Below are 20,288 nucleotides of genomic sequence, written 5' to 3'. Positions count from 1 at the left end.
TCTTAATGGGGTAACGTTGAATGACAACGACCGAAAGAGACTTAGTTTCGCTAGAAGAAGCGAAACTACTAGTTGAGTATCTTGAAAAAGGCGATCGCGATAAGGCGAACGCACTGGTAGATGTAATCACCATGCGAGAGTCAACCGAGCTTTTTTCTGAAGTAGGAAAATTGACTCGCCAACTGCATGACTCACTGAATAACTTCCAAATAGATGAACGCATCGCTAATTTGATGCAGGACGAAATTCCCGACGCACGCTCTCGTTTAATTTATGTTATTGAAGAGACGGAAAAAGCGGCAAACACCACGATGGATGCTGTTGAAAAGTGCATGCCACTTGCGGAAGGTTTGAACCAGCGTTTAAATAACATCATGCCTGAATGGCAAAAACTAATGAGTCGCCAAATTGAGTTAGGCGAATTTAAGCACCTGTGCTTAGAACTTGATACGTTAATAACAGATGCAAGCCGAGACTCTGCAACGTTAAATTCATTGCTTACCGAAGTATTGATGGCTCAAGGCTATCAAGATCTCACTGGGCAAGTTATTCGTCGCGTTATAGAACTGGTTAAAGAAGTCGAAGATAGCCTTGTTTCAATGCTCACGGCATTTGGTGATGTCGGAGAATTGCAGCTAGAGGAAGATAATCCTCAAACTTCTAAGAAACAGACCGATACAGTAAAAGCCGAAGGGCCAATTATCGATGCAGATACACGAGACGACGTAGTAAGTGGACAAGACGACGTTGACGATTTGCTGTCAAGTTTAGGGTTTTAGGGGAGCCGACGAATGTCGTTTGAAGTTGACGAGGAAATAATGCAAGATTTCTTGGTGGAAGCCGGAGAAATACTTGAACAACTCCAAGAACAGCTTGTTGATCTTGAGAATAAGCCAGAAGATGCAGATTTACTTAATGCAATTTTCCGGGGTTATCACACGGTCAAAGGCGGTGCTGGGTTTTTAGCGTTAACAGAACTCGTTAATATCTGCCATGGCGCAGAAAACGTGTTTGACGTTATGCGCAATGGTCAACGAACACTGACCCCAGAGTTAATGGATGTCATTCTTCAAGCAACTGACGTTGTTGTTGAAATGTTCGAAAAAGTTAAGCAGCGGGAAGCTCTCGAAGCGGCTCCTGACGAACTTATCGCCGTTTTACACAAACTAAGTAAGCCAGAAACTGCCGATGAAAATATCTTTGCCACTGACGTTGCTGAACTCGCGGCTGATGACACTGAAGATGAAATCAATGAAATCAATGAAATAAATAATGAGTCAATTGATAATAGCGAAGCGCCTGCTGACGCTAATATTGATGAGATTACTGACGACGAGTTTGAAGCTTTATTAGACGAGCTCCACGGTAGCTCAGGGCCTTCCAAATCTGACAGTGTTGAAACCCCAATACCAGCTCCGGCAGCAACGAACTCAGGCGCTGACGACATCACAGACGACGAATTTGAAGCCCTATTGGACGATTTACATGGTAAGGGACAATTCAAGGCTGAAGAGAAGAATGAAGCCCAGAGCGTCGCCAGTAGCACTGACAAAAACGCGAACGAAAGCGCTAGTAGTAACCCTGATGAAATAACGGACGATGAGTTCGAGGCCTTACTTGACCAGCTGCATGGCGAAGGTAAGTCGCCGATTGCATCTGTGGCTAATGAGACGGCAGCGAAAGCACCTGAAGCGCCAAAAACTGAAGCGCCGAGCGCGCCAAAAGATGATGCAAAGCCTGTTGCTAAAGCTCCTGCTAAGGCGCAGCCAGCGCCAGCAGCAAAAGCGCCAACTCCGCCAGCGAAAAAAGAAGATAAGAAAGCGAGTGCTGCACCTCAAGCCGAAACCACAGTTCGAGTTGATACTAAGAGACTCGACCAAATAATGAATATGGTAGGTGAGCTTGTATTAGTGCGCAATCGCTTATTAAGCTTGAGCATTAATAATGCTGATGAGAGCATGGCGAAGGCCATCGCTAACCTTGACGTAGTTACGGGTGATTTGCAGGGTGCTGTGATGAAAACCCGCATGCAGCCTATTAAGAAAGTGTTTGGTCGTTTTCCTCGCGTCGTTCGTGACTTGGCGAGAACATTGAAGAAAGAAATTACGCTTGAACTCGTTGGTGAAGAAACCGATTTAGATAAAAACTTAGTTGAAGCACTTGCTGATCCCTTAGTGCATTTGGTGAGAAACTCGGTTGACCATGGTATTGAAATGCCAGATGAGCGAGAGGCTCAAGGCAAACCAAGAATGGGCACGGTGAAACTGTCTGCCTCCCAAGAAGGTGATCATATCCTCCTTACGATCGACGATGATGGTAAGGGAATGGATCCAGAAAAGTTGAAAGAGATTGCGATTAATCGTGGCGTATTAGATGCTGATGCAGCAGCTAGAATGTCAGACGTTGAGGCATTTAATCTTATTTTTGCTCCAGGTTTTTCTACTAAAGTGGAAATTAGTGATATTTCTGGCCGTGGTGTTGGTATGGATGTGGTGAAAACTAAAATCAACCAACTTAACGGTTCAGTTAACATTGATTCGGAGCTTGGAAAGGGCACCAGACTTGCAATCAAAGTTCCGCTTACCCTAGCAATACTGCCAACCCTAATGATTGTGGTGGGCGCGCAAACGTTTGCCTTACCGCTAGGTGCTGTTAGTGAGATTATCAATATGGATATTGGTAAGACACACAAAGTAGATGGCCAATTAACGATGATTGTTAGGTCGAAAGCCATCCCTTTATTTTACCTTGGTGACTGGTTGAATCGCATACCACAGAACGTTGATCGTTCGAAAGGTCATGTGGTTGTAATGCAAATAGGTACTAAGCAAGTCGGTTTCGTAGTTGATTCACTGATTGGTCAAGAAGAAGTTGTTATTAAGCCACTAGATGCTTTATTGCAAGGTACTCCTGGCATGGCAGGCGCAACGATTACCTCGGACGGTGGCATTGCCCTAATTTTAGACATTGCAAATTTATTGAAGAGATACGCTTAGTTGCGCCATTTGGCAAACTAGGCCTCCATTTCGAATTAGGGAAAAGGGCCTCAAAAAACGATGCCATATCGAGTGTTGATAGTTGATGATTCTGCGTTTTATCGAAGTCGCTTAACATCAGTTTTAGAGCAAGACCCCAGTATTCAAGTTGTCGGGCATGCCGTTAATGGTGCAGAAGCAGTTCAAAAAGCCATAGAACTCAAGCCTGACGTGATTACAATGGACGTCGAAATGCCGGTGATGAATGGTATCACCGCTGTTGCCAAAATAATGCAGGCGGCGCCTACCGCAATTTTAATGTTTTCTTCACTCACACACGCAGGTGCACAGGTCACTCTTGATGCTTTGCAAGCCGGTGCCGCTGACTTTATTCCTAAAAAATTTGACGACATCAGCAGTGAAAGGCCAGAAGCTATTCTAGTTATTCAACGACGGGTAAAAGCGTTAGCACGCAGTCGTCGGCTTGGCCCCAATAGTGATATAAAAGCTAGGATTACACCCGATCCAGCTCAAACAAACAAACCAGATTATAGCAACTTTCCAGCAAGGCAACCTGCATTCACTAAACTTCAGCCGTCGGTGTCCCCGTTACCTGCATCGGGTAAACGCTATAAACTGTTGTTCATTGGTGCTAGCACGGGTGGCCCTGTCGCATTGCAAAAAGTGATCAGCGACTTGCCGAATCATTTTCCTTGTCCAGTGATACTCGTTCAACACATGCCAGGCACGTTCACAGCTGCTTTTGCAGAGCGTCTCGACAAGTATACTGAATTGAAAGTGAAGCTGGCAGAAGATAACGATAGGCTTGAAAAAGGCACCATTTATCTCGCTCAGGGTGGCAAGCAAATTCAAGTCACAGGCGTTGGCGCTTTTGCTAAAATAAGCATAACTGACGCGCCGAAGGAGAGAGCCTTCATTTATCATCCCTGTATCGATTTTGCGATGGAGTCTCTAGTTTCGGCATTCTCTGGTGATGTACTAAGCATCATATTGACCGGAATGGGAGCTGATGGAGCCGAGGGTTCTAAATTGTTAAAAGCGAAAGGGGCAACAATTTGGGCCCAAGATGAAAATTCGAGTGTTGTTTACGGCATGCCGAAAGCCGTCGCAGAATCAGGAAGTTGTGATAGAGTTATTCCATTGGAAAACATTGCCCGACACATCATCACAGAAATGAACCTGTGAACCAACCCAGCAATAATGAGTTAGTAAGCAATTGAATATTTGGACAGTCGCGAATCAAAAAGGCGGCGTTGGTAAAACAACGACGGCCGTTACGCTTGGTGGGCTTTTAGCGCAGCAGGGCGAGCGAGTTTTGCTTGTTGATACAGATCCTCACGCTAGCCTAAGTTATTATTTTGGAATTGATTCAGAGACCCTCGATAACAGTATTTATGATGTTTTCGCTCAGCCAGAAAAATACCAAGGCCAAGCATTGCTAGACTGCCTCTGCTTAACCAAGGTACCTGGTTTGATGGTCCTGCCTGCGACCATGGCGCTAGCCACATTGGATCGTAAAATGGGCATGGAAAGTGGCAAAGGTTTGATACTGAAAAAGGCACTTGCGTCTATTAAACGTCAATTTGACTATGTAGTGATCGATTGCCCTCCCATATTAGGTGTGTCTATGGTAAATGCGCTTGCTTGCAGCAACCGTATCATCGTGCCAGTGCAAACAGAGCACTTGGCTCTTAAAGGATTGGATAGAATGATGCGTACCCTCAAGATTATGCGCAAAACAATGCCAGAAAACATTCCTATAAGTATCATCGCTACTATGTTTGATAGGCGCGTAAACGCAACAATTCAGGCTTATACAACGCTGACTGAGGATTATCCTGAGCAACTGTGGAGAGGATTCATCCCAGTTGACACTAAGTTCCGAGACGCCAGTCAAGCGCAGGTGCCAGCCTCTCTTTTCGCGCCAAAATGCAGAGGGGTTTTTGCCTACCAGAAGTTTTTGAAGGACATTGCAAATGAAGGATAAGAATGAATTTGCCAAAGAAAACGTGGTAGAGGATTATCTCGCTGATTTGCTAACTGAATCAGTTCCTGAATCTATTTTTGATAAAGCTGCTGCGCAAAAATTGTTAGATCAAGCCAGTGAAAAGCGACAAGAGGAACTGAATAGGCTTCTTGAAAAAAATACGGAAATAAAATCTGAGCAGTCACCTGAGCCGTTTTTAAAGGCGATAGTTGAACCAGAAACAACAAATTTAGGTTTTCAGCAGCAGATAATTGAACAAGATGATAAAGAAATTCAAATTCAGGTCGAAACAGAGACAAGTAGGTTGGAAGTTTCGGCACCAACAAGTTTGCAAGATTCGCTCGATGAGCGTTTTCAAGCGCTGTTTTTTGAAGTAGCCGGCTTAACGTTAGCCGTTCCGTTGATTGAGTTAGGCGGAATACATGAAATCACGAAAATCGCGCCTCTAATCGGAAAACCGAACTGGTTTATGGGGGTCATGTTGAAAAATGAAGATAAGTTTAATGTCGTAGACTCTGCTCGATGGGTGATGCCAGAGAAATACGACGAAAAGATGGCAGAAGATTTGAATTATCGATTCTTGATTAACTTGGGTAAAACGCCTTGGGGCCTTGCTTGCGAAAAGTTGGTTAATACCGTTGAACTGAATAAGTCTGACGTGAAGTGGCGAAATAATTCAGGTAAACGGCCGTGGTTGGCAGGCATGGTAAAAGAAAGAATGTGTGCTTTAATTAATGTTGAGGAACTTGTTGAAATGCTTAAAGCAGGTTTAGGCAGCAAGTGACGTTTAACAAACAGAAAAATACCTTGTGTGACGGAGTAAATTAAATGAACCAAGATAGAACAAAGATTGCCGCTAGCGACCCAAATGATGAGGTGTTGCAATGGGTAACTTATCGCCTAGATGAGGAAACTTATGGGATCAATGTTATGCAAGTTCAGGAAGTCTTGCGTTACACAGAAATAGCGCCAGTTCCTGGTGCCCCCGATTATGTGCTTGGGATTATCAACTTACGCGGTAATGTCGTTACTGTCATTGATACTAGGTCGCGCTTCGGTTTGCCACCAACAGACATAACTGACAATACACGTATTGTCATAATTGAGTCGGATGAGCAAGTGGTTGGGATTCTCGTTGATAGTGTCGCTGAAGTTGTCTATTTACGCTCATCTGAAATTGATAGCACGCCAAATGTAGGGACCGAAGAAAGCGCTAAGTTTATACAAGGCGTAAGCAATAGAAACGGAAGTCTTCTTATCTTGGTTGACCTCAATAAGTTATTGAGTGACGAAGAATGGGACGAAATGAGCAGTTTATAACACTTTGTGCAAACTGCAGGGCGCTTCTTTTCAGCAGCGCAGCCCAATCAATGTAAAAAATACCGTGCCTCGTCACGGTATTTTTGTATTTATTTGCGGGAATGCGTTACATTTGCATGTACTAACAACAAATAAGAAAGTGTCTCAATGCAAGAAATTTCAATGATCAACATGGTGCTCCTTTGTATATCTTTTGTTGGCTTAGGGATTGCGATAATTGCTATTCAGTCGAATAGAAAGCTTAGCCTGCGGTTGAACAAAGCGCTCGAACTTATCAATAGCCTCTATAAAACCAATGAAGCTCATCAATCCAAGCTATACGCTTTAGAGCAAATCCAAAAAGATTCATATGAGCAAAACAAACAAAGACTTACCATTGAGTTGGATAGTGCGGTTTCTGCTTTTACAGCGAATATTACGCAAACCCATGCGGCCGAAATAGAAGCGCTTAAATTTGATATTGATAAGTTGATGGCACAAATTGATGAGCTTTCTCAACAAGACCCTGCAGCAAAAATGTATGCGAAGGCGCACAGTCTCGTTGCATCTGGTGCTAGTATCAATGAAATCATCGACGCCTGCGACCTACCGAAAGCCGAAGTAGAGGTGTTAATGGGATTTCAGGAAAAAGCGCGCAAATAAACCTCTAAAGGGGTTTACCACAACGCTGATCTGCATGCTGAGCAATCCTTAAATAAGTGTGCACAGATTTTCATTTAGCAAATAGAGTCCAAATTCTTGTACTCACGTTAATTTTAATTAGACGTCTAGACGTAAAGATGTTGACTTTTCGTTTGATATCGCCACAATGATAACCACGTTGATAATAAAACATGCCTTTGAAACGAGCATGGATTTAAAGACAGGTGGTATTAATGCCCATTAAAATTCCGTCCGATCTGCCAGCTTTAGATGTGCTACTGCAAGAAAACATCTTTGCCATGGACAGTAACCGCGCTGCTAGCCAAAACATTCGTCCGCTAGAAGTTGGGATATTGAATTTAATGCCGAATAAAATTGAAACTGAAATTCAGATTCTACGATTATTATCAAATACGCCGATTCAAATTAACGTTGACTTAATCCGGATTGATGAGACAACGCCGAAAAATACCCCGAAGTCGCATATGGACGCTTTCTATCATGAGTTTAGCGAAGTATCGGATAAAAACTATGATGGTTGGATTGTAACCGGTGCGCCTCTTGGACTACTCGAATATGAGGACGTTAAGTACTGGGATAAGATGACCGAGCTGCTAGATTGGGCGCAAGAAAATGTGCAGTCGACAATCTTTTTATGCTGGGCTGCTCATGCTGCAATGTATCATTTTTACGGTGTGCAGCGTCAATTGCGAGCCAATAAGTTATCGGGAGTGTTCGAACATGATGTAGTACAAGCAAACGATGAGTTAATGCGTGGTTTTGATCCGCACTTTTGGGCACCGCATAGTCGAGTTGGTGAAATCCTGCTCGAAGATTATGAAAAAGTACCTGGCTTAAAGGTATTGGCGCAATCAGACGTTGCAGGCACCTACATTAGCGCTACTGATGATCGTCGTTTGGTTTTCGTGACCGGTCATCCGGAATACGATCCAAATACACTAGCGCTCGAATATGAACGTGATGTAGAGGCAGGCCTAGAACCTGTTGTTCCAAGTAACTATTTTACTAACAACGATCCGAGTCAGGAACCAATAGTGCGCTGGAAGTCACATGGCAGCTTACTATTAACGAATTGGCTTAATTACTATGTTTATCAAAATACACCTTACGATTTAAGCACACTTAGACGACGTGAATGCTAGACTCAAATACAAGCGTTAACGAGAGCAATAAAATGCTATTTGCAAAGTCGATAAGCAAACACTTGATAAATACAAAAGAAACGTGCGGTGAAACATTGCAACAGAAAAGAGAGAGATTGTGAGCAAAACCACAAATAACCTAGACCTCTTAACTAGCATAGCTAGAGAGCGCATATTAATACTGGATGGCGCCATGGGTACCATGATACAGAAGTGTCAACTTGATGAGGCTGAATATCGCGGCGAACAATATAAAAATTGGCATTGTGATGTGAAAGGGAATAATGACCTATTGTCTATAACGCAGCCAGACATTATCAGAAACATTCACCGAGAATACCTTGCTGCAGGTGCTGATATCATTGAAACCAACACCTTTAATGCTACGAGCATTTCAATGTCAGATTACGATATGCAGGATGAATCTCGTCAAATTAATTTAAGCGCAGCTAAATTAGCGCGAGAAGCGGCTGATGAATATAGTGCGAAAACGCCGGATAAGCCTCGTTTTGTTGCTGGGGTTATTGGTCCAACTAGCCGCACCGCGTCTATTTCACCCGACGTTAACGACCCTGGTAAGCGCAATGTACACTTTGATGAGCTTGTTGAAGCCTACAAAGAATCAACACATGCTCTCATCGAGGGAAAAGTAGATATCATACTTGTTGAAACTATTTTCGACACCTTAAATGCAAAAGCTGCAGTGTATGCAGTAGAAGAAGTATTTGAAGAGTTGGGTATCATCCTACCCGTGATGATTTCAGGAACAATTACAGACGCTTCCGGACGCACTTTATCGGGACAAACTTCTGAGGCGTTTTATTATTCAATGCGCCACGTTAATCCATTTTCTGTTGGTTTGAATTGCGCGTTGGGACCTGACCTGCTGCGTCAGTATGTGGCTGAAATTGCGCGTATTGCGCAGTGCAATGTGTCTGCTCATCCGAATGCGGGTTTACCCAATGAGTTCGGCGAATACGACATGGAAGCAGAAGAGCTTTCCGAGCACTTAAAAGAATGGGGACAATCAGGCCTTGTGAATATTTTAGGTGGTTGCTGCGGCAGCACGCCGGAGCATATTCGACAAGTTGCCCAGGCGGTATCTGGTTTGCCGCCGCGTCAAATACCTGACATCGAAGTTAAAATGCGTTTATCCGGCTTAGAGCCCTTTGTTCATTAGGATGTGTTGTGACTGCTGATTTTTCAAGTTTTATTAATGTAGGTGAGCGAACCAACGTAACCGGTTCGGCAATGTTCAAACGTCTGATTATGGAAGACGACTTTGAAGCTGCTTTGGACGTTGCGCGCCAGCAAGTGGCCAACGGCGCTCAAATTATCGATATCAACATGGATGAAGCCATGTTGGATTCAGAAGCGGCGATGGTGCGCTTCTTGAACTTAATTGCATCCGAGCCTGACATTTCGCGTGTACCGATCATGATTGATTCCTCTAAATGGTCAATTATCGAAGCGGGATTAAAGTGTGTTCAAGGCAAAGCAATTGTTAACTCCATTAGCTTAAAAGAGGGCGAAGAGCTGTTTTTGGCACAGGCGAAAAAGATTAAACGCTACGGTGCAGCAACGGTGGTAATGGCGTTTGATGAAAAAGGCCAAGCAGACACGCAAAAGCGCAAGTTCGAAATTTGTAAACGCAGCTATAAATTGTTAGTGGATAAGCTTAACTTTCCGCCCGAAGACATTATTTTCGACCCCAATATATTTGCGGTGGCTACCGGTATTGAAGAACACAATAATTATGCCGTGGACTTTATAGAAGCAACCCGCGAAATTCGAGAAAACTTGCCGCATTGTCATGTATCTGGAGGCTTGTCTAATATCTCATTCTCGTTTCGTGGCAACAACCCCGTGCGTGAAGCGATGCACAGCGTATTTTTGTTTTACGCAATTCGTGCAGGCATGGACATGGGGATTGTGAATGCGGGTCAGCTAGAAGTGTACGATCAGATCCCTACAGAGCTTCGTGATGCCGTTGAAGATGTCATTCTCAACCGTCATCCCGATGCTACTGATAAATTACTTGAATTAGCGCCTAAGTACCAAGGCGACGGAAAAGCCGCCGCGAAAGAAGATTTAGCTTGGCGCGAGTATCCCGTCAGTAAACGCTTGGAACATGCTCTAGTCAAAGGCATTACTGACTATATTATTGATGATACCGAAGAGGCTCGTCTTGCTGCTGAGCGTCCACTGCACGTTATTGAAGGTCCTTTGATGGATGGCATGAACGTTGTTGGTGATTTGTTCGGCGAAGGCAAAATGTTTTTGCCGCAGGTGGTGAAGTCGGCACGCGTCATGAAAAAAGCCGTGGCGCATTTGCAGCCTTACATTGAAGCTGAAAAATCAGGCGTGCGCAGTTCCAACGGTAAAATTATCATGGCGACCGTTAAAGGCGATGTGCACGATATCGGTAAAAATATTGTTGGCGTTGTGCTGCAGTGTAACAATTTTGAAGTTATCGATTTAGGCGTCATGGTGCCTGCAGCAAAAATTTTGCAGGTAGCTAAAGACGAAAATGCCGACATGATTGGATTGTCCGGTCTTATAACACCTTCATTAGATGAGATGGTGCAAGTAGCAAAAGAAATGCAGCGCTTGAAAATGGATTTACCGCTACTCATTGGCGGTGCGACAACATCAAAAGCGCATACTGCTGTGAAGATAGAACAAAATTACGATCATCCGGTGGTGTATGTTCCCAATGCGAGTCGTGCTGTTGGCGTATGCCAGAAGCTTATTTCAAAAGAGCATCGCGGTGCTTATGCTGAGCAAATTTCAGCCGAGTATGAAAAGGTGCGTATTGCCCACGCAAAGAAAACACCGCGTACAAAAGCGATTAACTTTAGTGATGCAAAAACCAATAAATTTAGCTGTGACTGGGCTAGCTATAAACCAGCAAAACCAAACTTTTTGGGTGTTAAGACCGTTGAAGCGGACTTAAATACGCTGAGAGAGTACATTGATTGGACTCCGTTTTTCTTAACGTGGTCACTTGCAGGCAAATACCCTCGCATTCTCAATGACGAGATTGTCGGGGAAGAAGCAAAAAGCGTATTCAAAGACGCGAATGACATGCTCGATAGTTTGTGTGCGAATAAAAAGCTTAAAGCGAAAGGGCGAGTCGGGATATTTCCTGCTAATTCCCAAGGCGAAGATGTTTTGGTGTTTAGTGCGGATTCTCATGTTGGGGCTGATGACGCTCAATCATCAGAAAATACTGATGTTCAGAATATAACAGGCACAGAGATAGGCGTTGCACATCATCTGCGCCAACAAACACATAAGCCAAAAGGTCCAAATTACTGTTTGAGTGATTTTGTCATGCCGTTGTCCCAGCGTCGCACTGATTATATGGGCGCGTTTGCGGTGACTGCTGGTATCGGTGAAGATGAATTAGCCAAAGCTTATGAAGACGACGGTGATGACTATAACTCAATTATGAGTAAAGCGATTGCCGACAGGCTCGCCGAAGCATTTGCGGAATACCTGCATCAGCAAGTGCGTAAAGAGCTATGGGGATATGCCAAAGATGAGAGCTTAGATAACGAAGCGCTAATTGGTGAAAAGTACCAAGGGATACGTCCTGCACCTGGCTATGCCGCTTGCCCAGAACACACAGAAAAACAGCTAATTTGGGATTTGCTCGATGTTGAGGCAAGCATTGGCATGCAGTTAACCTCAAGTTACGCTATGTGGCCAGGCGCATCGGTTTCAGGTTGGTATTTTGCGCATCCGGAAGCGCGTTATTTTGCGGTTGCAAAAATTCAACAGGACCAGCTTAAAGACTATGCGCAGCGCAAGTCTTGGACGCAGGCCGAGGCTGAAAAGTGGTTACTACCGAATTTGAATGCTTAACTGTGAATTACCTAACTAGGAATTGTATAACTAGGATAAGAAATGGAACCGAAGCCGTTTAGCCAAGCGTGTGAAAATAACAAAGAACCGATATTACAGGTGCTTAAAAAAGCGTTTGCAAACGTTCACAACGTGCTAGAAGTGGGTTCGGGTACGGGCCAACATGCTGTGTACTTTGCCCCTAATTTGGCGCATTTACAGTGGCATTGTTCTGATGTTGAAGATTATCACGAGGGTATTAATCAGTGGCTTGATGAAATTCCAAGTGAAAACCTGCATCGCCCGTTCACTTTAAAACTCGCCCGTGATGAGTGGATAAGTAAAGCACCAAATACTTTACAGCCTTTCGATGGCATATATACCGCAAATACAGCGCATATAATGCTTGAACACGAGATTAAGGTGTTAATGCAGCTAGTTGCTCAACATTTACCAAATAACGGCGTATTTTGCCAATACGGGCCATTTATTGTGGATGGCAAGTTTACGAGTGAAAGCAATCAAGAATTTCATGAAAAACTGATTGCAAACGGGCGAGGAGGCTATCGAGATATAGAGCAGCTTGCTTCTTGGGCGCCGCAGTTAGCGCTGAGCGAGAAACTTGATATGCCGGCGAATAATATGATGTTGGTCTGGCGCACTAAATAAGATGCATGAGAGCAATAAAAAAGCCCCATTGTTTCATTAAAACGATGGGGCTTTTGTTTTTCGAATGCGTACTCTCACTAAATACGCATTCTTACCAAACAAGAGTCGCTAATACCAGCACTGCTGTTTTAGTATAACTACCAGATACGCACTCTGTCCTCTGGCGCAAGATAAAGCGCATCACCCGGCTGCACGTTAAAGGCTTTGTACCATGCATCGTGGTTTCGTGGAGCTTGCGCTCTGTATCGACCTGGTGCATGAGTGCCTGCGCGAAGCTGATTTAACATACTTTGCTCAGTGCGTTTTTCACGCCACACTTGTGCCCACGCTAAAAAGAAACGCTGGTCGCCGGTCAAGCCGTTAATAACAGGTGCTTCTTTGCCATTCAGTGATAGCTGGTATGCATGATAAGCCATTGCCAAACCACCTACATCGCCAATGTTTTCGCCTAAGCTGTTGCGACCATTTACAAAGTTACCTGGAATCGGCTCGTATTCGCTGTATTGGGCAGCAAGCTTGTCGGCTTTCTCATCAAAAGCGGCACGATCTTCCTCTGTCCACCAGTTGCGTTGAATACCGTTCGCATCTGACTTTGAACCTTGGTCATCAAAACCGTGACCCATTTCGTGTCCAATTACAGCTCCAATTGCACCATAGTTTACGGCATCGTCAGCATTTGGATCAAAAAACGGCGCTTGTAAAATAGCCGCAGGGAATACTATTTCATTGAATGAACTATTATAGTAGGCATTTACCTGCTGAGGAGCCATTCCCCAACGTTCTCTATCTGTTTTAAGCAATTCACGCTCAACACTTTGCGCTTGGAAGAATTTGCGCAAGTTTTGTACATTGCTTAATACATCTTCATCGCTGATAGAAATGCCTTCAAAACCCTGCCATTCGTCTGGGTAGCCAATTTTGGGACGGAAAGCCATTAGCTTGTCTTTCGCATTAACTTTAGTTTCTGCACCCATCCAATCAAGACTGTCTATGCGTTCACCAAGTGCTTTGCGCAAGTTTTCTACTAAGGTAGCCATCTTTTCTTTAGAACTTTCAGGGAAATATTTGTCTACGTAAACTTTACCAATAGCGAAGCCGAGTGACTGTGTCCCCGACATCTGAGATATAGCGCGCTTCCAACGTGGTCTAGGTTCTTTCTGGCCATTCAACACTGTTCCGTAAAACTCAAAATTACTGAGGTAAATTTCCTCAGAAAGCATATCTGAGTTGTTGCTAACAGCATGATAGGTTAAATAGTCTTTCCAAACCGACAAAGGTTGCTCATTGACTAATTTGATCATGTCTTTAACGGGGTCTGGCTGAGTAATGTTCAGCGCTGGGATTTTATAACCTGAAGACGCAAAATAAGTGTCCCAATCAAAGCCTGGATAGTCTTTCAAAAGGTCGGCACGGCTTACTTGGTTGAGCGTTAGGTCACGGTTTCTGCGTTGTTCACGAGGCCATTGTGCTTCAGCTATTTTTGTTTCTAATGCAATGATTTGATCTGCTTTATTTGCTGCATCTTCAACGCCAGCAAGTGTCAGTACCTTAGTGATGTTTTCTTTATATGCAGCAAGAATGGTCGTAAAGCGTTCGGTATCGGTTAAGTAGTAGCTGCGGTCTGGCAAACCAAGACCACCTGTGCCTACAGACAATTGATATTCATTTGGATCTAAACGGTTAAAACCAAGTCCAGCATTGATCGGGCTAGAAACGCCTGTGAGCCAAGAATTGCCGAACATAGAGGTCAAATCAATCACTGAATCTATTTCATTGATTTGGTCTAAAACAGGCTTTATCGGTTGTAACCCTTTTGCGTTGATTGTTTCAACATCCATATATGCGTTGTAAAAGTTAGCAATAAGTTGCTCTTCAAAGGACAAATCTTTTGCTTGGCTGATATCGTCGATAATTTGTTTCACACGGTCTTCGCTGCGGTCGGCGAGTACAGAGAACGCGCCATAACGTGTTTTATCAGAAGGCATTTCAAAATTGTCATACCAAGTGCCACTTGCGTACATGAAAAAATCATCGCCGGGCTTAATTGCTTCATTACGAGCAGCTAATTCAACACCAAATGAACCTAACTCTGGTTGGGTGTTTAATTGCTCTTTACTATCTTTTGCTGCTTGTTTAGCAACCGCCTCGTCTGTTTTCGTTGAATCACAAGCGCCAAGCACAAAGCTGCTGACGATAGCCAAGGCTAAAATTGACTTTTTCATGGTTTACCTTTTTGTCGTTTAAATTATTTTTATTATTTGGGATTTAATTTGATGTTACACGGGTAACAACAGTAAAATATCAGTCGATAAAACTACCTTATCGCTACTGTTGCGCCAACATCTTAATGATCATGAACGCTTAAGTCCGTAACTAAATCGTTACTTTTTGTTTCAGAAACGTAAAAGTTGTTTACTTGTAGTGATAACTTCGCAAATAGGTTCACTTTTCTACTTGCTTGAAGGGCAGAACACTCTCGCCCTGCAGCTTATATTGTTGGACACCAATTTTTTCGCGTTGCAGAAAATCATCTACTGCAGCCTGAAAGTCGGGGTGCTGTAAATAATGGTTTGAATAGCAAAATGTAGGTTCAAAGCCCCTGAGTATTTTATGTTCGCCTTGCGTACCGGGATTAAATTGGCGAAGTTGCTTTTCTATCGCAAACTCTATGCCTTGATAGTAACAACATTCAAAGTGCAGGCCTGACACGTCTTGAAGCGCGCCCCAATAGCGTCCGAATAATTGCTCATCGTTATAAAAAAACAACGCTGCCGCAATGCACGTTCCTGAGTTATAAGCCATGACAATCAGCATATTGTCTCGCATGTGCGTTTGCAGGTAATCAAAAAAAGCTTTGGTTAGATACCCAGCGTGGCCGCTGCGTTTTAAGTAGGTTTGCTGGTAACACAAATAGAAGTCGGCCAATACCTCTTTTGTCAATAAGTCTCCGGTTAACCTTTTTATGATGACGGTTTCTAATTCAGATATTGCGAGAGCACCTGCTCTTTCTTTGCGGATTGAACGGCGTTTCCTAGAGGTCATTTGCTGCATAAAGGCATCGAAATCTTGATAGCCTTTATTTTGCCAAACAAACTGCACACTTAAGCGCTGCAACAACTTGTCTTCAGCCAGCCGATCACTTTGGTATTTGGGTAAAAACAGATAATGTAAGGATGAGGCGCGCGCTTGTTCTAGTATGTTGTCAGCGCTTGCGAGCACAAATAGCGTTATTTCCTCGAACGAGTGCGAGCTGCTGGCATCGACTAACATGCGACTTCCGGTGACTGGCGTGAACGGAATGCAGGCTACCAGTTTGGGATAATAAGGAACTTGATGATGCTGGTATGCATTGGCCCAAGCGTGATCGAAAACGTACTCGCCGTAGGAGTGAGTTTTTAAGTAGCAAGGAATGAAGCCGATGAGTCTTTCTATTTGATTTTCATCGACGCTGTCAAAAATACCAATATGGTAACTGTGCCATCCAGTCTTGCCATCCACAGACCCTGACATTTCCAAGCCTTTGAGAAATACATAGCTTAAGAAAGGGCTTGAATAGTCAGGATTATCATCGGACAGTTGTCGCCACTGTTGTTGAGTTATATCATCTACACTGAGAATGGGTTGCCAGCTTAACGCCATATTTGAAATTTAATTATTGGGAAGAATGTTAGTCACTATGTCAGATAACGATGCAAAGATCATTAGGCACAAACTAACCCGTTTGCTGTCGCGCCGAGAACATAGCCAAACTGAGCTGCGTAAAAAACTGTCAGATTTAGAAATAAGCGCGGACATCATAGACGAAACAATTAAAAAGTTTGCTGAAAAAGATATTCAGAGCGACCTTCGTTTCGCAGAGGCGGTAGTGCGAGGCGCATATTATCGTGGCAAAGGCCCGGTTTTTATAGAGCGTGAATTGAATAATCACAATATTGATTTTGCATTGGTAAGAGAGCTTGTTAATGATGATGATTTTGATTGGTTTGAGTCGTCTAAAGCCGTGAGAGTGAAACGATTTGGTGAGGATTTGCCCGATGACTGGACTGCAAAACAAAAGCAAATGCGATTTTTGCAGTACCGTGGTTTTGCGCAAGAGCAAATTAAATATGCATTTGAGTGACGCTTTACGTAAATTGCAGCCTCAAGAGGCTTAACAAACTCACTGTTTACATGCTATCTTCTGGTTTTCGCATATATTTTCGCATTTATCCCTCATTCAGAACGATTTAGGAACATTAATGGTACGCTCTACAGCCGATTTACGACGCACTTTCTTTGAATATTTTCAACAACATCAACATCAACTTGTTCCCAGTTCATCGCTGGTTCCGCATGATGATCCAACGTTGCTGTTTACCAATGCTGGTATGAATCAGTTTAAAGACGTATTTCTAGGTGCTGAGCAGCGCAGCTATACTCGCGCGGTTTCGTCACAGCGATGTGTTCGAGCAGGCGGTAAGCACAATGATTTGGAAAATGTCGGCTACACGGCTAGACACCATACGTTTTTTGAAATGTTGGGGAATTTTAGTTTCGGTGACTATTTCAAAGAAGAGGCGATTAAATTTGCATGGCAATTTTTAACCGGTGAGCTTGGTCTGGAGAAAGATAAGCTGCTGGTTACTGTTTACCATGAGGACGACGAGGCCTTTGATATTTGGGAACAGAAGATAGGTATTCCAGCCGAGAGAATCATCCGTATTGCCACTTCAGATAATTTCTGGTCAATGGGCGATACGGGCCCATGTGGCCCGTGTTCTGAAATATTCTATGACCATGGCGAACATATCTGGGGCGGGCCTCCAGGCTCTGCCGAGGAAGATGGCGACCGCTTTATTGAAATTTGGAACTTGGTTTTCATGCAGTTCAATCGTCAGCAAAATGGTGACATGCTGCCGTTGCCAAAACCTTCTATCGATACTGGGATGGGCTTGGAGCGTATTTCTGCGATCCTGCAAAATGTGCACAGTAACTATGAAATTGATTTATTCCAGAGCTTAATTGCCTCAGCAGCAAAAATTGTCGGTACAGAGGATTTAGAGGATAAATCACTTCGCGTTATTGCCGATCACATTCGCTCTTGCAGTTTCTTAATTTGTGATGGCGTGATGCCATCTAACGAAGGGCGCGGTTATGTGCTGCGTCGCATTATTCGTCGGGCAGTGCGTCACGGTTACAAATTGGGCGCGAATGATATTTTCTTTTACAAGCTGGTAAACACGCTAGTAGACGAAATGGGTGAGGCATACCCTGAACTGAAACAGCAGCAAGCCGTTGTTGAAAAAGTACTCAAAACTGAAGAAGAGCAATTTTCGAAAACCCTAGCGCGCGGCATGCTTATATTAAATGATGCTTTAAGCGAATTATCAGGCAAGCAGGTGCCCGGTGAGCTCGTCTTCAAGTTATACGATACCTATGGTTTTCCCGCCGACTTAACCAATGACGTTGCGCGTGAACAAGGCCTAACGATTGATGAAGAGGGGTTTGAAGCGGCCATGGCGCAGCAAAAATCACAGTCGCAGTCGGCGAGTAAATTTGGTGCCGACTATGCCAATGTCTTAAGCGTTGAACATAAAACTGAATTTACCGGGTATAGCGAAGTCAGCGGCATGTCGACGGTTGTCGACATCATTGTTGACAATAAAGCGGTGGGTGAAGCCAGCGATGAGGCATTGTTACTGCTTGAAAAAACGCCGTTTTATGCTGAATCAGGCGGCCAGACAGGCGATACTGGCCTCATTTCATCAAGTACGGGTAAAGCGACCGTTGTTGATACTGTGAAACTGGGTTCGGCGTTTGCGCACAGAGTGAAAATTGAGGGTCTTATTAAGGTCGGAGACAAGGTCGAATTACTGATCGACGGTGAGCGTCGCGACCGCATTAAAGCAAATCACAGTGCTACACACTTATTGCATGCAGCTTTGCGTAAGCTGCTCGGTGATCACGTCACGCAAAAAGGCTCGTTAGTTGATGCAGAAAAACTGCGTTTCGACTTTTCTCATTTTGAATCTATTTCTGCAAAGCAACTAATTGAAATTGAAAATCTGGTCAATGCTGAAATTCGCTCGAACAATGCGTTAAGCACGCAGTTAATGGATCTGGACGAAGCGAAAGCGTCGGGCGCGATGGCTTTGTTCGGTGAAAAGTACGACGAGAAAGTGCGTGTTGTGAAAATGGGCGAGTTTTCAACTGAACTATGTGGTGGAACTCACGTTGCTCGCACTGGCGATATTGGTTTGTTAAAAATTACTTCTGAGGGCGGCATTGCTTCAGGCGTAAGACGTATCGAAGCGACGACAGGGCAAATTGCGCAAGACTTTGTCAATGACGAGTCAAACAAACTGCACGCTGTTGCTAGCCTTCTAAAATCAGACAAGAGCTCTGTTGTAGACAAAGTATCGTCTGCATTACAACACGTGAAGCAATTGGAAAAAGAGCTGGCTCAGTTGAAGCAATCAATGGCTGGACAAAAAAGCAAGGACATTATGTCCAATGTAATCGATGTACAGGGTGTTAAGCTGCTAGTAGCAAATATGCAAGGTGTCGAGGCGAAAGCACTGCGAGGCATTATGGATGACCTCAAAAACCAACTGCAGTCTGGTGTGATTGCTTTGGGACTTGCTAGTGATGGCAAGGTTAACTTAATTGCAGGCGTTACAAAAGACCTGGTCGGCAAATTTAAAGCTGGCGAACTTGTCAATCACATGGCAGGTCAAGTAGGTGGAAAAGGCGGCGGCAGACCTGATATGGCTCAAGCGGGTGGCACTCAACCAGAAAATCTTGAACAAGCTTTAGACTCCGTGAAAAGTTGGCTTGAAAGCAGCATGTAAGATTTTGTGAGAAATATTGTGGGTAAAAAAGTAGGATTAAAGTAAATAATAACTAGCTTGGTTATAAATCAAACAAATTTAATTAGATTTTTCTTAGCTAAAATCAAACAATTGAAGTATATTTAAATCTATTAATGGTCAATGTCGTACAAATTAATATCTGAACTCAGATTGACGGCTATTAATTGGATTTAAACTTAAAAGGAGCGACAACATGCTTATCTTGACACGACGCGTAGGGGAAACTTTAATGGTAGGTGATAACGTCACCGTGACCGTTTTAGGCGTCAAAGGAAATCAAGTGCGAATCGGTGTTAACGCACCCAAGGAAGTTTCAGTTCATAGGGAAGAGATTTATATGAGAATACAAGCAGAAAAAGGCAACCAAGCCGCTGTCGGAAACGACGACTAATGTTGGTATTTTCATAATTGCCATTTTATCAATGGTGAAAAAAAACTCAGGTCATTCTGAGTTTTTTGCATTTAATCGTACGAAAAGAAGGCGTGTTGGTTAAAAAACTGGCTATCGGTTAAGAATAGCGAAGAAGTTTCTAAAAAAGCATTGACTTATACTGTCGATTCATTAAACTTCCGCCCCACATTTAGGAGAGGTGTCCGAGTGGCTGAAGGAGCTCCCCTGCTAAGGGAGTATAGGGTTTATAGCCCTATCGAGGGTTCGAATCCCTCTCTCTCCGCCATTTTTTTAATGGTCTAAATGTGAAACAAAACTACGCGCATGTAGCTCAGCTGGATAGAGTACCTGGCTACGAACCAGGCGGTCGGAGGTTCGAATCCTTCCATGCGCGCCACACATCGATGATAATGAGTTTTT

Annotated in this window: 16 protein-coding genes and 2 tRNA genes; 16 read left to right on the top strand and 2 right to left on the bottom strand. The window is 43.7% G+C overall.

Annotated elements, in window-relative coordinates:
- The first annotated feature begins 20 nt into the window (after window positions 1–20).
- From GNIT_RS11170 to GNIT_RS11120, 11 genes are all read left to right on the top strand, one after another.
- Entirely contained in the window at window positions 21–779 is a 759-nt protein-coding gene (locus GNIT_RS11170) for a protein phosphatase CheZ (protein WP_014109315.1), read from the top strand.
- Between the two features lie 12 nt (window positions 780–791).
- Entirely contained in the window at window positions 792–2,996 is a 2,205-nt protein-coding gene (locus GNIT_RS11165) for a chemotaxis protein CheA (RefSeq protein ID WP_014109314.1), read from the top strand.
- A gap of 60 nt (window positions 2,997–3,056) precedes the next feature.
- Window positions 3,057–4,181, top strand: coding sequence for a protein-glutamate methylesterase/protein-glutamine glutaminase (locus tag GNIT_RS11160; protein WP_014109313.1), 1,125 nt, complete (start codon window positions 3,057–3,059; stop codon window positions 4,179–4,181).
- Window positions 4,182–4,212: 31 nt separating this feature from the next.
- The gene (locus GNIT_RS11155) at window positions 4,213–4,983 is read left to right on the top strand and encodes a ParA family protein (protein WP_014109312.1); all 771 of its coding nucleotides are present in this window, start codon (window positions 4,213–4,215) and stop codon (window positions 4,981–4,983) included.
- Window positions 4,973–5,767 carry a chemotaxis protein CheW gene (locus GNIT_RS11150; RefSeq protein ID WP_014109311.1) on the top strand — a complete coding sequence of 265 codons (795 nt, stop codon included), beginning with the start codon at window positions 4,973–4,975 and terminating at the stop codon, window positions 5,765–5,767. Before GNIT_RS11155 ends, GNIT_RS11150 begins: the two co-directional genes overlap by 11 nt.
- Window positions 5,768–5,811: 44 nt before the next feature.
- The gene (locus tag GNIT_RS11145) at window positions 5,812–6,303 is read left to right on the top strand and encodes a chemotaxis protein CheW (RefSeq protein ID WP_014109310.1); all 492 of its coding nucleotides are present in this window, start codon (window positions 5,812–5,814) and stop codon (window positions 6,301–6,303) included.
- A gap of 147 nt (window positions 6,304–6,450) precedes the next feature.
- The gene (locus GNIT_RS11140) at window positions 6,451–6,945 is read left to right on the top strand and encodes a DUF2802 domain-containing protein (RefSeq protein WP_014109309.1); all 495 of its coding nucleotides are present in this window, start codon (window positions 6,451–6,453) and stop codon (window positions 6,943–6,945) included.
- Between the two features lie 233 nt (window positions 6,946–7,178).
- Window positions 7,179–8,108: a homoserine O-succinyltransferase gene (locus GNIT_RS11135; RefSeq protein ID WP_014109308.1), complete on the top strand. Its 930-nt coding sequence runs from the start codon at window positions 7,179–7,181 to the stop codon at window positions 8,106–8,108.
- Window positions 8,109–8,226: 118 nt separating this feature from the next.
- Entirely contained in the window at window positions 8,227–9,288 is a 1,062-nt protein-coding gene (locus tag GNIT_RS11130; RefSeq protein WP_014109306.1) for a homocysteine S-methyltransferase family protein, read from the top strand.
- Between the two features lie 8 nt (window positions 9,289–9,296).
- On the top strand, window positions 9,297–11,978 hold the full coding sequence (metH, locus tag GNIT_RS11125) for a methionine synthase (RefSeq protein ID WP_014109305.1): 2,682 nt from the start codon (window positions 9,297–9,299) through the stop codon (window positions 11,976–11,978).
- Between the two features lie 42 nt (window positions 11,979–12,020).
- Window positions 12,021–12,626, top strand: a complete 606-nt coding sequence (locus GNIT_RS11120) for a DUF938 domain-containing protein (RefSeq protein ID WP_014109304.1) — start codon at window positions 12,021–12,023, stop codon at window positions 12,624–12,626.
- 137 nt (window positions 12,627–12,763) lie between these two features.
- On the opposite strand, the gene GNIT_RS11115 is transcribed toward GNIT_RS11120, so the two are convergent.
- Window positions 12,764–14,848, bottom strand: coding sequence for a M13 family metallopeptidase (locus tag GNIT_RS11115; RefSeq protein ID WP_014109303.1), 2,085 nt, complete (start codon window positions 14,846–14,848; stop codon window positions 12,764–12,766).
- 220 nt (window positions 14,849–15,068) lie between these two features.
- A complete protein-coding gene (locus GNIT_RS11110; protein ID WP_014109302.1) occupies window positions 15,069–16,265 on the bottom strand; it encodes a GNAT family N-acetyltransferase in 1,197 nt (398 codons plus the stop codon).
- A gap of 37 nt (window positions 16,266–16,302) precedes the next feature.
- Between GNIT_RS11110 and GNIT_RS11105 the strand changes: the two genes are divergently transcribed.
- The 5 genes from GNIT_RS11105 to GNIT_RS11085 all read left to right on the top strand — a co-directional run bounded on the left by GNIT_RS11105 (window position 16,303) and on the right by GNIT_RS11085 (window position 20,265).
- Complete coding sequence (locus GNIT_RS11105; RefSeq protein ID WP_041246404.1) at window positions 16,303–16,746, top strand: regulatory protein RecX; 444 nt, start codon at window positions 16,303–16,305, stop codon at window positions 16,744–16,746.
- A gap of 118 nt (window positions 16,747–16,864) precedes the next feature.
- Entirely contained in the window at window positions 16,865–19,456 is a 2,592-nt protein-coding gene (gene alaS, locus GNIT_RS11100; RefSeq protein ID WP_014109300.1) for an alanine--tRNA ligase, read from the top strand.
- A gap of 214 nt (window positions 19,457–19,670) precedes the next feature.
- Entirely contained in the window at window positions 19,671–19,868 is a 198-nt protein-coding gene (gene csrA, locus GNIT_RS11095) for a carbon storage regulator CsrA (protein WP_041246403.1), read from the top strand.
- Window positions 19,869–20,061: 193 nt separating this feature from the next.
- Window positions 20,062–20,154 (top strand) — tRNA-Ser (locus tag GNIT_RS11090).
- A 34-nt stretch (window positions 20,155–20,188) separates the two neighbouring features.
- A tRNA-Arg gene (locus tag GNIT_RS11085) sits at window positions 20,189–20,265 on the top strand.
- Window positions 20,266–20,288 lie beyond the last annotated feature (23 nt).

The sequence above is a fragment of the Glaciecola nitratireducens FR1064 genome (assembly GCF_000226565.1).
Classification (GTDB): Bacteria; Pseudomonadota; Gammaproteobacteria; order Enterobacterales; family Alteromonadaceae; genus Glaciecola; species Glaciecola nitratireducens.
Note: the sequence above shows the minus strand (reverse complement) of the source record. Positions and strands in the feature narration are given on the sequence as shown.

Excerpts from the sequence above, each read along its gene's own strand:
- GNIT_RS11120 (WP_014109304.1), top strand. The coding sequence starts at position 12,021 with ATGGAACCGAAGCCGTTTAGCCAAGCGTGTGAAAATAACAAAGAACCG.
- GNIT_RS11160 (WP_014109313.1), top strand. The coding sequence starts at position 3,057 with ATGCCATATCGAGTGTTGATAGTTGATGATTCTGCGTTTTATCGAAGT.
- GNIT_RS11170 (WP_014109315.1), top strand. The coding sequence starts at position 21 with ATGACAACGACCGAAAGAGACTTAGTTTCGCTAGAAGAAGCGAAACTA.
- csrA (WP_041246403.1), top strand. The coding sequence starts at position 19,671 with ATGCTTATCTTGACACGACGCGTAGGGGAAACTTTAATGGTAGGTGAT.
- GNIT_RS11105 (WP_041246404.1), top strand. The coding sequence starts at position 16,303 with ATGTCAGATAACGATGCAAAGATCATTAGGCACAAACTAACCCGTTTG.
- alaS (WP_014109300.1), top strand. The coding sequence starts at position 16,865 with ATGGTACGCTCTACAGCCGATTTACGACGCACTTTCTTTGAATATTTT.
- GNIT_RS11165 (WP_014109314.1), top strand. The coding sequence starts at position 792 with ATGTCGTTTGAAGTTGACGAGGAAATAATGCAAGATTTCTTGGTGGAA.
- GNIT_RS11115 (WP_014109303.1), bottom strand. The coding sequence starts at position 14,848 with ATGAAAAAGTCAATTTTAGCCTTGGCTATCGTCAGCAGCTTTGTGCTT.
- GNIT_RS11140 (WP_014109309.1), top strand. The coding sequence starts at position 6,451 with ATGCAAGAAATTTCAATGATCAACATGGTGCTCCTTTGTATATCTTTT.
- GNIT_RS11145 (WP_014109310.1), top strand. The coding sequence starts at position 5,812 with ATGAACCAAGATAGAACAAAGATTGCCGCTAGCGACCCAAATGATGAG.
- GNIT_RS11135 (WP_014109308.1), top strand. The coding sequence starts at position 7,179 with ATGCCCATTAAAATTCCGTCCGATCTGCCAGCTTTAGATGTGCTACTG.
- GNIT_RS11150 (WP_014109311.1), top strand. The coding sequence starts at position 4,973 with ATGAAGGATAAGAATGAATTTGCCAAAGAAAACGTGGTAGAGGATTAT.
- GNIT_RS11110 (WP_014109302.1), bottom strand. The coding sequence starts at position 16,265 with ATGGCGTTAAGCTGGCAACCCATTCTCAGTGTAGATGATATAACTCAA.